Annotated in this window: 9 protein-coding genes and 1 tRNA gene; 6 read left to right on the forward strand and 4 right to left on the reverse strand. The window is 41.2% G+C overall.

Features of this window, described 5'->3' with window-relative positions; all coding sequences use genetic code 11:
- Positions 1-936: 936 nt before the first annotated feature.
- Positions 937-1,404 (reverse strand): GNAT family N-acetyltransferase, encoded by a 468-nt coding sequence (locus CWB85_RS08380; RefSeq protein WP_138554623.1) that lies wholly within the window; start codon positions 1,402-1,404, stop codon positions 937-939.
- Between the two features lie 294 nt (positions 1,405-1,698).
- Between CWB85_RS08380 and CWB85_RS08385 the strand changes: the two genes are divergently transcribed.
- On the forward strand, positions 1,699-2,082 hold the full coding sequence (locus CWB85_RS08385) for a DUF1842 domain-containing protein (protein WP_016708154.1): 384 nt from the start codon (positions 1,699-1,701) through the stop codon (positions 2,080-2,082).
- Between the two features lie 382 nt (positions 2,083-2,464).
- A complete protein-coding gene (locus CWB85_RS08390) occupies positions 2,465-4,513 on the forward strand; it encodes a bifunctional 2',3'-cyclic-nucleotide 2'-phosphodiesterase/3'-nucleotidase (RefSeq protein WP_016708159.1) in 2,049 nt (682 codons plus the stop codon).
- A 137-nt stretch (positions 4,514-4,650) separates the two neighbouring features.
- Here CWB85_RS08390 and CWB85_RS08395 read toward each other — a convergent pair.
- Positions 4,651-4,735, reverse strand: a tRNA-Leu gene (locus CWB85_RS08395).
- A 261-nt stretch (positions 4,736-4,996) separates the two neighbouring features.
- On the opposite strand from CWB85_RS08395, the gene CWB85_RS08400 reads away from it, so the two are divergent.
- On the forward strand, positions 4,997-5,491 hold the full coding sequence (locus CWB85_RS08400; protein ID WP_029216101.1) for an RDD family protein: 495 nt from the start codon (positions 4,997-4,999) through the stop codon (positions 5,489-5,491).
- A 40-nt stretch (positions 5,492-5,531) separates the two neighbouring features.
- Here CWB85_RS08400 and lptG read toward each other — a convergent pair whose 3' ends face one another.
- Positions 5,532-6,599 (reverse strand): LPS export ABC transporter permease LptG, encoded by a 1,068-nt coding sequence (gene lptG, locus CWB85_RS08405; protein ID WP_016708162.1) that lies wholly within the window; start codon positions 6,597-6,599, stop codon positions 5,532-5,534.
- Positions 6,596-7,708 carry an LPS export ABC transporter permease LptF gene (lptF, locus tag CWB85_RS08410; protein WP_138554624.1) on the reverse strand — a complete coding sequence of 371 codons (1,113 nt, stop codon included), beginning with the start codon at positions 7,706-7,708 and terminating at the stop codon, positions 6,596-6,598. The genes lptG and lptF overlap by 4 nt, the downstream gene beginning before the upstream one ends.
- A 264-nt stretch (positions 7,709-7,972) precedes the next feature.
- On the opposite strand from lptF, the gene pepA reads away from it, so the two are divergent.
- From pepA to CWB85_RS08425, 3 genes are all read left to right on the forward strand, one after another.
- Entirely contained in the window at positions 7,973-9,484 is a 1,512-nt protein-coding gene (gene pepA / locus CWB85_RS08415; protein ID WP_138554625.1) for a leucyl aminopeptidase, read from the forward strand.
- Between the two features lie 159 nt (positions 9,485-9,643).
- Positions 9,644-10,090: a DNA polymerase III subunit chi gene (locus CWB85_RS08420; protein WP_029216102.1), complete on the forward strand. Its 447-nt coding sequence runs from the start codon at positions 9,644-9,646 to the stop codon at positions 10,088-10,090.
- 61 nt (positions 10,091-10,151) lie between these two features.
- On the forward strand, positions 10,152-13,007 hold the full coding sequence (locus CWB85_RS08425) for a valine--tRNA ligase (protein WP_016708166.1): 2,856 nt from the start codon (positions 10,152-10,154) through the stop codon (positions 13,005-13,007).
- Positions 13,008-13,092: the final 85 nt, after the last annotated feature.

Genomic DNA, 13,092 nt, shown 5'->3' on the forward strand with positions numbered 1-13,092 from the left:
GCAACGGGCAACGGGCAACGAAAAAATAAAAGTGTGGTTAGTTTAAGTCAAGGTGTTTCTTATGGATATTAGCCTTCAAGTTCGTCCTCATTTACTTCTCATTCCCTTCTCTTTGTGCAAAAAATTAAGTGAATTATTCACAAAGAGGTTGAGAGGCGCTGCGCTTAAGAGTAAGGGTCTAAAGGCTGAGGTTGGCGTAGGTCGTGCTTTAGCGCGTCAATTCCAATAGTTAATTGGTTCTCGCCATAAATGACGTATCTACATTGCTAGGTGTATACCCGCAACTCGTTGCTCGAATCCAGTGGCTTGTCATTCCCTTTTCTTTGGGAAAAAGACCTTTAATTGAATTATTCACAAATAGGTTGGTAGACGCTGCGCTTTAGAGGAATATATTTACTTATTAAATTATAATTGACCGTCAATCTTTAAAGGCGGTCAAAAAGCATACTAACACCTATTGACAGAGTTAAGGCTTATATGTGTTATAAGCCAAATGCTCGATGTTTAAATAATGCACTAAAATAACCCAACTATTTTGAATAGTGCTACAAATACCAACAATACAACAATTACATTTGGAAAATACGGATGTTTTGTCTTCATCCACGTTAGAGCCGGTGATTTTTTAGAAGTAACAAGTACACCGCCAAAGTGCAACGCACCGACTATGCAAATAAAAATTACTACAATGCTGCTTACTGGTTCAGAGATCAACGTAGCTCCTTGGGCTTATAATTTTATAGTGCGCTAAGGGCGAATATTTCTGTTCCGACCACACTCACATTTATACTTTAAACAGTTTCAACAAATTATCTATGGCATTGCTATTATTAAGTTTTCTACTATTTTCAAGCAAAGCTAAATGGAACAATATACACGCGTCGCTCATTTCTTGATTGTATGAGCAAAAAACAAGTCGACTACAATACCCTCATGTTAAACATCACAACTTTTAACCATTGCCAGCTTTTCAATACCGTGTTCTGGCGTCCATCTTTTGAACTCAACAAAACCATGTTTTTTATATAGCTTAATAGCGGGTTCGTTTACCACGGCGGTCTCGACGATCGCAGTTGTTATAGCTGCGCAAATAACGCATTCACTTAGCGCATAGCGAATTAACTTATCGGCAATGCCTTTTCTAAAATGATCAGGGTCAACCACTAAGCTATTAATTTCTAATCCCTCATTACCGATTGCCAGCTCAATAACCCCCGCGAGCTGCGTATCGTTATAAAATCCATAAAAAAGCGTTTGCGAATTTTGGATGTCAGTAACAGTGCGCGATAAAGGCGGAAAATTAAGTGCACCTATTAACTCAGCTTCTATTTTATAGGAACGCTGTAAAGTGATGTAAATTTGCTTTGCGACAAAATCATTTGCATTGTCTAATTTTGTGATCATTAACTTCACTCCCTGTTATAAGCATTATGTTTGTACCAAGTGCCAATAGATTAAGTTTGTTTGCTCTTCCAATAACATTATAAGTGCTTTTAATCTATCGAAAAAACGACTAACTCAATACATTAACTGCAGACATTTGCACCGCAATGATAAAGTAACTGCGTCGAAAGCTGATATACATTACCTAGCTGTAATACCCTGTAATATGTATTTCTTGGCAATCACCCTACACTTTCCATCGATTAATGAATGCCCGCACAATAGTGTGCAGCACTTAATAAAAGGAAGAATAAAATGTCTGGTGAAAGCTTATATCTCGTAAAATTACAGTTTCAATCTGGTGTTGTTGGTGGTGGCTCAATGGAGATTCAGTTTGCTGTTGATCCAAAAACAGATGCACTAAATGGTCGCGCTAATGGTCATATTCAAGAAGGCACACAACATTCACCACAGTTTACATCTAGCGCTTCAGGGCATATGCATGCAACTGGCTATAATGATATAACTAAAGTTGGCGCGCTAACAGGCCAAGCCGTGGTTTCCTTTCCGCCTCCTGCGATTGGTAGCTATCTGTCACCATTTACAGCAAGCTTTGCTGTAGATAACCAGTGGAATGGCAAAGGTAGCTTTTCAGTAGGTGACAACACCTACCAATGTAAAGTGAGCTTAATTGACTAAACTGACTGAAGTTAGTTTTTATATTAAATGGCGTTCAATCCCCCCTGAATGCCATTTAATGGTTACCAAGCAACAACACTGCGCAGTATACGAGTATCGTAGCCGGCGACGGAGCCATACTTGAAAGCTCTGTATTGTCTGATCCATGAGAGTTTCCATCGCCAGAGATTTCAATATCTTGCCATCTTTCACACTCTGAGGATATGGCTGTAATTATCAAAAGCATCACATAAATTAAAATTAGCCCTGCCGAATACGATTACCCCCATCCCTTTTACGTCCTAACCTCTTTGATTTATTAATATTTTTATTCAATTAACGTCATTAAGCTTTAATAATTAAGGTCTAATGTGGCGGCTACTTTATAACACACGGAACAATCATGAAAACCATGGATCTAACAAGCACTTTTTTTAAAACAACGCTTGCATTAAGCGTAGCACTTTCATTGACAGCATGTATCAGTGATAAAAATGATGATGAGCCATCGCCAACAACGGTAAACTTGCGTGTAATGGAAACTACCGACATTCACATGTACCTATCTAATTATGATTATTTTGCGCAAGCGCCATCAGAAACGCTTGGCTTTGTTAATACAGCAACGTTAATAAAAGAAGCACGCAATGAAGTACAAAATAGCGTACTGGTTGATAATGGTGATCTTATTCAAAATAGCCCACTAGGCGACTATGAAGCAATCATTCGTAAAGATGACATCTTAAATGGCGCTACCCATGTAGTTTATAAAGCAATGAACTTGCTTGATTACGACGTCGCAAATCTAGGTAACCACGAATTTAACTTTGGTTTAGAGTTTTTAGATGCAACTTTGCAAGGCGCAGACTTCCCATATATAAACGCTAACGTCTATATAGATGATGGCGATAACAGTGACGAAAATGACAAAAATCGTTACACCCCTTATTACATCCAAGAAAAAATCGTTTTCGATGAAAACAATAACGAACAAACAATCAAAATCGGTTATTTGGGGTTAACGCCACCACAAATTATGCAATGGGATAATGCACATTTACAGGGTAAAGTAATAGCTAAAGACATTATTAAAACAGCTGAAAAATTCATTCCACAAATGAAAGCTGAAGGCGCTGATATCATCATCGCTATTCCACATTCAGGGTTAACCGCTAGCGCAAAAGAAGACTTAGCAGAAAACACAGCGCTTTATTTATCGCTAGTGCCAGGTATTGATGCAATTTTATTTGGTCATAACCACCGCATATTCCCTGGTGATGCTGCTTACGACGGGTTTGAATTTGCTGGTATCGACAACGTAAATGGTAAGCTCAATGGTGTGCCTGCGGTTATGCCTGGTTTTTTTGGTAATCATTTAGGTGTTATTGATTTAGTGATCGACCCAACTAAAGATGGCGGCTGGCAAGTCGTTAGCTCTCGTGTTGAAAATCGTGCAATTAGTGGCACTGATGAAAATGGTGATTTTGTTGACTTAGCCGTAGCTGATACTGATGTTGCAGCCGCAATTGAACTTGAGCATAAAGCAACGATTGAATGGGTTAGCGAACCATTTGCAAAAATCTCTGCGCCTATTTATAGCTTTTTTGCACTTGTTCAAGATGATCCATCAATTCAAATTGTTTCAGACGCACAAATTGCCTGGGGGGAAGCATTTATTCAGGGTACTGAGCTTGATGGCCTCCCCGTTCTATCTGCTGCTGCGCCATTTAGAGCAGGCCGTAATGGTATTGAAGATTACACTAACGTTAAGGCTGGCGATATCGCCTTATTAGACACTGTAAGCTTATACGTTTACCCGAACACTATTCGCATGGTACGCGTAACAGGAAAAGATGTTAAAGAATGGCTTGAGCGCTCAGCAGGTCAATTTAATCAAATAGATGTAAACAGTAGCGCGCAACAAAACCTACTCGATACCACTTTCCCGTCATTTAATTTTGATATAATTGATGGCGTAACGTTCGAGATAGATGTAACTCAGGCTAAACGATACGACAACGATGGTAATTTAGTTAACGCCGAAAGCTCGCGCATTACCAACTTGCAATACCAAGGTGAAGCGATTGATTTAACCGCTGAGTTTTTAGTGGTAACTAACAACTATCGAGCATCTGGTGGTGGTAACTTCCCAGCAATAGATGGCACCAGCCGTGAAACGTTTGAAGGCCCGGATGAAAACCGTGGTGTACTCAGAAACTATATTATTAGTGAAGCAGCTAAAAGTGCAGAAGGCAGCATAGATCCTTCAGCTGATAACAACTGGCGCTTTGCGACAGTGGACACTGACACTGATTTAAATGTGGTCTTTAGAACATCCCCACTGGATGCAGTAGCAAGTATTGCGCAAACGCTACCAGCTGTAAGCCCTACATCACCTATCGAGTTAGATGAAAACGGCTTTGCTCTTTATAGCATTGACTTAAAGCAATAAAATCTAGCTAAAATACTAAGTCAGTTGTTGGTTTAACAACTGACTTTTTTGTTCTTAAATTTGTATAGCTTCCGCCCGAGTTCACTTTGCTACAGGCATAAAAAAACCCCGACCAATTTGGTCAGGGTTATCAAAAGTGGTACCAGCGGCCGGACTTGAACCGGCACGCCTTACGGCAGGGGATTTTGAATCCCCCATGTATACCAATTTCATCACGCTGGCATCATTTTTCTTTAACCTTCTAACATGAGAAGATAAAGAAAAACCACTTTAGAGCTAAGACTTATCGAGCTATCTTCGTCTCTATGGCAAGCATTATACAAACAATCACAGACGCAGCAAGCGTTTTTTACAAAACCCCGATCAACCGCTTAACAATTAAGCAACCATTAACATTCCCCTATTTAAACCAATTACGCAGTGGCTAGTATTTGTCTCGCTATTTGCTAAACTAGCGCGCATATTAACTTTATGAGTGTATTTATGTCTGGTGAGTTTCCACGTGCGGGCTTCTGGCGTCGCTTTGCTTCATTGATTTACGATTCTTTAGTCGTTATTTCATTATCTATGTTGACTGCTATTTTGTATTTTGCTGCGATTCAGAGCTTAGTTGCACTCGGGTTTATTCCACAAACAGAAGATCCTGCCGCACTAATACAAGATTCACCACTGCTTTATGGTATTCGTAGCGCACTATTTATAGGCGTTAACATTGCGTTTTTTGCTTATTTTTGGACTAAAAGCGGGCAAACTATTGGTATGCGGGCATGGCGTTTAAAAGTACAAACCCTTAATAACGAACTCATCAGTTGGCCACAAGCGGTTATTCGCAGCATAACGGCATTACTCGGGTTAGGTAATTTAGTGGTGTTAGTTGATTTTAAAAATAAACGCGCTTTACAAGATTACTTATCTAAAACCGAGGTTGTTACGCTAACTAAAGAAGAAAACAAACGTATTTACCGTTCGTTGGATTAGCAGACTTTCTAGGAGCCTAGGCTCCTAGAATAACAAGCAACTAATTACGCTTATTGAGTAAATAAGTGGCAAAACCAATAAAAAGTATACTCGGTAAAGTGGCGCCAATAATTGCAGGAATTTGATAAACCATCACAACGGGGCCAAATATCTCATTGGTTAAATGGAACACAATACCTGTCACCACCCCCATTACAATACGTGCCCCCATGGTTACAGTACGCAGCGGGCCAAATATAAACGACAGGGCTACTAACAACATCACCGCAATTGACACAGGTTGCATTATCTTACGCCATAGCGCCAACTCATAAGTACTGGTATCTTGCTCATTTTGCTTTAAATAACCTAAGTATGACCACAACCCAGTAAATGACAGTGACTCAGGCTTAACCGATACCACGCCTAATTTTTCTGCGGTTAGTTGTGAGTCATAAAACTCTTCATCTTGTTGCTGAGTATTAATTTGTTCTTCAGTCAGCTGCACTTTATTTACATCACGCAATAACCAACCATCTTTTCGGCTAACGGCTTCACGGGCTTTGGTAATTTGCGTAAGTTGCAGCGATTTATCAAAATGGTACATATTTACACCGTGCAACACACCATTTTGATCTACATCTTCAATATTAATAAAGTTATTACCATCTTTTGCCCACACACCTTTTTGCGCGTTGAATACATCACCGCCATGAATTGCATGGTTACGTAACTCTTTAGCTTTAAGCTGCGCTTCTGGTGCTCCCCACTCGCCAAGCGCCATCATACAGATAGCCATAAATATTGCGGTTTTCATTACTGAAATTATGATTTGCAAGCGTGACATACCAGCCGCTTGCATTACAACTAGCTCACTATTTGAGGCAAGTGCTCCTAACCCAGTTAAACCGCCAATAAGTGCAGCCATAGGGAAAAACACCACAAGATCACCTGGCATGCTATACAAGGTATATAACAGCGCAGTGGCGATATCATAACTACCGCGACCAACTGATTTTAATTGCTCGATAAATTTAATAAGGGTACTGATACCCACCAACACCATTAAAGCAAAACCCGTGGTCTGTAAGATGCTGCGGCCTAAATACCAATCAAGCATTTTCATCATGCGCCTAACTCCCGCTTAGTGACGATTGCTTTGAGCCAAGCCCCTAATGGACGCCCTTTGATTATTAAAAACCCACCAATAAATAGCGCCGTAAAGTGGATCCACCATAAACCAATTGAAGGTGGGATCTTGCCATCCTCAACAGCAAACTTGGCGGCATTGAGTAAAATGAAATAGCCTAAATATAAACTAATAGCTGGCACTAATTTAGCAAACTTACCTTGTCGCGGGTTTACCACGCTCAGCGGAACTGCCAGTAAAGTAAGTAACGGTATCGACAGCGGTATAGCTAAACGCCATTGCCACTGTGCAACCGCTTCAGGACCTTGCATAGTCAATAGATCCATAGTTGGTACGGCTTCAAGCTTGCGGCGTTGGTGTTCAATTTCTTGTTCACGTATTTGTACACTGTAACCATCAAATTCGGTTAAATTTAGTGCAGGTGTCTTACCGTCTGTTTCGTATCGCTTACCGTCGCTGAGGATTAATTGTTGCTCGCCACTTTCTTGCTCAATCACCACACCACGCTCAGCATACACTAACCGAGCTAGGTTATCTTTTTCGTTGTCTGGTAGTTGAGCAACAAAAACTTTATGTAATTCTTTACCGCCATTTTCAATGTTATGAATAAATACCACGGCTTTTTCGTTACCTGTTTGTTGAAAACGTCCAGCTCGCAGCGCCGACAATCCGGCATCTGCTTTGGCTTGCTCTTTTAGTTGATATTCTTGCTCGCTAGCCCATGGCGCAATATACAAAGTTAATACACCCGCTAAAAGCGCAAGCAGCACACTAGAAATCAAGGTCACTCGTACCACATACCATTCACTGACCCCGCACGCTTTTAGCACCGTCATTTCACTATCGGCATAAATTCGGCTATAGGCGAGAATAATTCCTAAAAAGATACTAAGTGGTAAAATTAATGAAGCTAATTGTGGTAGTTTTAGTGCAATCATCGACAACACTAACTTAGCTGGAATGCCACCTTCAGAGGCATCACTTAAAATAACAACAAACTTTTGCGACAAAAAAATTGTCATCAAAGTTAAAAATACGGCGACCTGAGACTTTAATACTTCAGTGGTCAAATAACGGAAAATTAGCAATGATCGCCCCTGTTAAACGTCGTGTTTCACTTTAAGAGTAAGAAAATTTTAGTAAACTTAAGATTTTATTATATGTCATCAACATTAAATATCATACCTAGCAACTCGATATATTGTCGCTTTAGTGGTATTGATAGTACTAAACATATAAAGTTCAAATACACATAATGAGTCAGCGTTTATAAGCTAGTATTAATCTAATGTCTGGATTTTTATTTAATTGCCCTTATCTAAGGGTTAAATGACTCAAAATTAGGAGTGACAATGGAATTTAGCGTAAAAAGTGGTAGTCCTGAAAAGCAACGTAGCGCATGTATAGTAGTTGGCGTTTATGAGCCACGTCGTTTATCCCCCATTGGAGAACAACTCGATAAAATCAGCGATGGTTATATCTCTAATTTATTACGCCGTGGTGATCTCGAAGGCAAGCCTGGGCAAGTACTGTTATTACATCATGTACCAAACGTATTAAGTGAACGCATTCTACTTGTTGGCTGTGGTAAAGAGCGCGAACTGGATGACAAACAATACAAACAAATTATTTCAAAAACCATTAATACCCTTAACGAAACTGGGTCGATGGAAGCGGTGTGCTTTTTAACCGAGCAACATGTAAAAAGTCGCGATACGTATTGGAAAGTCCGCCAAGCGGTCGAAACAACTCAAGATTGCTTGTACACATTTAATCAATTAAAAAGCAAAAAAAGCGACCCACGTCGTCCACTGCGTAAAATTGTATTTAATGTACCTACTCGTCGTGAGTTAACTATTGGTGAAAGCGCTATTGAGCACGGCTTAGCGATTGCTGCTGGTAGCAAGTTATGTAAAGACGTAGCAAACATGCCACCAAATATCTGTAACCCAGCGTATTTAGGTGAACAAGCGCAAGAACTTGCCACTAATTTCGATAACATCACAGTGGATATTATCGGTGAAGAAAAAATGGCAGAGCTGGGGATGAATTCATACTTGGCTGTTGGCCGTGGTAGCGATAACGAATCGGTGATGTCGGTCATTAACTACCAAGGTGGCGCGAAAGATCAAGCCCCTATCGTATTAGTTGGTAAGGGCTTAACCTTTGACTCAGGCGGTATTTCACTAAAACCTGGCGAAGCCATGGACGAAATGAAATACGATATGGGTGGTGCTGCCGGGGTAATTGGTGCCATGCGTGCTTTAGCACAAATGCAATTACCAATTAATGTAATTGGTGTTTTAGCCGGTTGTGAAAATATGCCAAGCTCAAATGCCTATCGACCTGGTGATATTCTAACCACTATGTCAGGGCAAACGGTTGAAGTACTCAATACGGACGCAGAAGGACGTTTAGTGCTATGTGATGCACTCACCTATGTTGAGCGCTTTGAGCCTGAAACTGTAATTGATGTAGCCACTTTAACCGGTGCCTGTATTGTTGCCCTTGGTGCTCATGCCACAGGGTTGTTATCAAACCACAATCCACTGGCACATGACTTATTAAAAGCCTCTGAACAAAGTGGCGACCGTGCATGGCAATTACCACTGTGGGATGATTACCAAGATCAACTTGAAAGCCCATTTGCTGATTTCACCAACTTAGGTGGTCGTGCAGCAGGCACTATTACCGCCGCGTGTTTCTTATCTAAGTTCACTAAGAAATATAATTGGGCGCATTTAGATATTGCTGGTACCGCGTGGCGTAGCGGTAAAAATAAAGGGGCAACAGGTCGCCCAGTGCCGATGTTGACACAATACTTACTAAACCGTGCGGGTGTAAGCGAAACCAGTCAAGATTAACCTTCGCATACAATGCATTTAAATTAAAATAAGGCGCTTTTCAGCGCCTTATTTATTCTCCACTTAATGAGTGTATTAATTGAAGCAAAACACGTTATATGGCAAAATCTCTGCTTTGATTTAAGTATTATTTTCAATACTGTGGGAAGCCCCGATACAATGAGCATCAACGCCCAGTTTTTCGTTATAAAGCAACAAGATGAGTCATTAGCCAAGGCTGACGATCACTTTCGCTTAGCGGCTGATATTGCGGCTGAACAGTATCGTCTTGGTCATCGTATATTTATTTACGTCGATGATCTTGAAGTCGCCCATGCCATTGATGAAACTATTTGGTCATTTGACCCCGACAGTTTTGTGCCACATAACCTGCAAGGTGAAGGCCCAAAAGGCGGTGCGCCCGTTGAAATAGGCACCACCCCCCCCGTCGGTAATCGTAAAGTTTTAATTAACTTGGCAGCACAATTACCGGACTTTATTCGCCGGTTTAACCAAGTTTTTGATTTTGTACCCGTAGAAGCCATAGCAAAACAAGCCGCCCGTGAGCGTTTTAAAAAGCTACGCCAACTCGGTGCTAATATCACCACGCAAGATATTAATAGCTAACATACCCTATTGTATAAATAGCTAACTAACTCATTTAAGTACTTATTTAAGGTTCTGTGTAATGGATAAAACCTACAATCCGCAAGATATTGAACAGTCGCTATACCAAGACTGGGAAGAAAAAGGCTACTTTAAACCATCAGGCAAAGGCGACGCATATTCAATTATGATCCCACCGCCAAATGTCACAGGTAGCTTACACATGGGCCACGCCTTTCAAGACACCATTATGGATACCTTAACGCGCTTTAAGCGTATGCAAGGTAACAACACTTTATGGCAAGTAGGTACTGACCACGCAGGTATTGCAACACAAATGTTAGTTGAGCGTAAACTTGCTGCCGAAGAAGGCAAAACACGCCACGACTTAGGCCGTGAAGCCTTCATTGATAAAATCTGGGAATGGAAAAACCAATCTGGCGGCACAATCACCAAACAACTTCGCCGCCTTGGTGCATCGGTTGATTGGGATCGTGAACGTTTCACTATGGATGACGGCTTATCTGAAGCCGTTAAAGAAGTGTTTGTTCGCCTGCACAAAGAAGACTTAATCTACCGTGGTAAACGCCTAGTAAACTGGGATCCAAAACTGCACACAGCAATTTCAGACCTTGAAGTTGAAAACAAAGACAAAAAAGGCTTTATGTGGAACTTACGTTACCCATTAGCTGATGGCGTTAAAACGCAAGATGGTAAAGATTACATTGTGGTTGCAACCACCCGCCCAGAGACCATGTTAGGCGACTCAGGTGTTGCAGTAAACCCAGATGACGAGCGCTATCAAGATTTGATCGGCAAAGATATTTTACTGCCGATTGTTAATCGTCGTATTAAGATTGTTGCTGACGAACATGCCGATAAAGATAAAGGCACAGGCTGTGTAAAAATCACTCCAGCTCATGACTTTAACGACAACGAAGTAGGTAAACGTCATCAACTGCCGATGATCAACATCTTCGATAAAGATGCGGCTATTTTAAGCCAAGGTGAAACCTACACCTTTGACGGCAAAGAGCTTGAATTTGACGCGCCAATTCCTGAACGCTTACATGGCCTTGACCGTTTTGATGCACGTAAAGCGATTGTTGCTGAATTTGAACAGCTTGGTTTACTTGAAAAAATCGAAGATCACGCGCTAACCGTACCTTACGGCGACCGCTCTGGTGTAGTAATTGAACCACTCCTTACCGACCAATGGTATGTACGCGTTGCACCACTGGCTGAACCTGCAAAAGATGCCGTTAAAAATGGCGACATTAAATTTGTACCGCAGCAATACGAGAACATGTACTTCTCATGGATGAACGACGTACAAGATTGGTGTATTTCACGCCAACTTTGGTGGGGTCACCGCATCCCTGCTTGGTACGACAGCGAAGGTAATGTATTTGTCGGTCGTGATGAAGCTGAAGTGCGTCGCGAAAACAATATTGCTGATGATGTAGCTCTGAGCCAAGACGAAGATGTGCTAGACACTTGGTTCTCGTCTGCACTGTGGACTTTCTCAACGCAAGGTTGGCCTGAAAATACCGATGACTTAAAAACCTTTCACCCGTCTGACGTGTTGGTAACCGGTTTTGATATCATTTTCTTCTGGGTGGCGCGTATGATCATGATGACCATGCACTTCATCAAAGATGACAACGGCAAGCCACAAGTGCCATTCAAAACGGTATATGTAACGGGTCTAATTCGCGATGAAAATGGCGATAAAATGTCAAAATCAAAAGGTAACGTACTTGATCCAATTGATATGATTGACGGTATCGACCTTGAGAGTTTAGTGACCAAGCGTACTGGCAATATGATGCAGCCGCAGCTTGCGAAAAAGATTGAAAAGAACACCCGTAAAACGTTTGAAAATGGCATTGAAGCCCATGGTACTGATGCACTGCGCTTTACTCTTGCAGCAATGGCGTCAACCGGTCGTGATATCAATTGGGATATGAACCGCCTTGAAGGTTATCGTAACTTCTGTAATAAGTTATGGAACGCTAGCCGTTACGTACTCATGAATACCGAAGAGCAAGATTGTGGTTTTACAAGCGATGCTGCAAAAGAATATTCACTTGCTGATCGTTGGATCTTAGGGCAATTTGAAGCGACGGTAAAAACCTACACTGAGCACTTAGATAACTACCGTTTTGACCTTGCAGCCAATACGCTTTATGAGTTCACTTGGAACCAATTCTGTGATTGGTACTTAGAGCTGACTAAGCCCGTATTATTCAAAGGTAATGAAGCACAGCAACGTGGTACACGTCATACGCTTATTACTGTACTTGAGAGCTTGCTACGCCTAATGCACCCAATGATGCCATACATCACAGAAACAATTTGGCAACGTGTTGCGCCATTAGCAGGCCTTGAAACAGCCAATACTAGCATCATGGTACAGGCATTCCCGCTATACAATGAAGCGAACGTTGATGCTAAAGCGATGGACGATTTAGAGTGGGTGAAACAATTCATTCTCGCTATTCGTAACATTCGTGGTGAAATGGATATCAGCCCAAGCAAGCCATTATCAGTGTTACTAGCAAATGCATCGAGTGATGATGTACGTCGTATTGAGGAAAATAAATCATTCTTAGCTTCTCTTGCTAAAATTGAAGAATTTACCCTCCTTGATAACAAAGATGACGCGCCAGCATGCGCAACATCTTATGTGGGTAACCTTGAGATCATGATCCCAATGGCTGGTCTAATAGATGTAGACGCAGAGCTTGCGCGTATTGCTAAGCAACTTGAAAAAGCTGAGAAAGGCCTAGCCCAAGTGCAAAACAAGCTAGCAAACGAGAAGTTTGTAAACAATGCACCTGAAGCGGTACTTGCTAAAGAAAATGAGAAGCTTGCAGAGTTTTCAGACGCTAAAGCAAAACTACTTGAGCAAAAAGCGAAGATCGAAAGTCTGTAATATTTATACAAAGCATTTAAAAAGCCGCGTTACTTTATTGTATCGCGGCTTTTTTGTGTTCTAGGTTCTAGGTTCTAGGTTCTAG

Source organism: Pseudoalteromonas sp. S1727, from assembly GCF_005886375.1.
GTDB lineage: Bacteria > Pseudomonadota > Gammaproteobacteria > Enterobacterales > Alteromonadaceae > Pseudoalteromonas > Pseudoalteromonas haloplanktis.

Coding starts and splice junctions, on each gene's coding strand:
- CWB85_RS08420 (WP_029216102.1), top strand. CDS start 9,644: ATGAGCATCAACGCCCAGTTTTTCGTTATAAAGCAACAAGATGAGTCA.
- CWB85_RS08425 (WP_016708166.1), top strand. CDS start 10,152: ATGGATAAAACCTACAATCCGCAAGATATTGAACAGTCGCTATACCAA.
- lptG (WP_016708162.1), bottom strand. CDS start 6,599: ATGATGAAAATGCTTGATTGGTATTTAGGCCGCAGCATCTTACAGACC.
- pepA (WP_138554625.1), top strand. CDS start 7,973: ATGGAATTTAGCGTAAAAAGTGGTAGTCCTGAAAAGCAACGTAGCGCA.
- CWB85_RS08380 (WP_138554623.1), bottom strand. CDS start 1,404: ATGATCACAAAATTAGACAATGCAAATGATTTTGTCGCAAAGCAAATT.
- CWB85_RS08390 (WP_016708159.1), top strand. CDS start 2,465: ATGAAAACCATGGATCTAACAAGCACTTTTTTTAAAACAACGCTTGCA.
- CWB85_RS08385 (WP_016708154.1), top strand. CDS start 1,699: ATGTCTGGTGAAAGCTTATATCTCGTAAAATTACAGTTTCAATCTGGT.
- CWB85_RS08400 (WP_029216101.1), top strand. CDS start 4,997: ATGTCTGGTGAGTTTCCACGTGCGGGCTTCTGGCGTCGCTTTGCTTCA.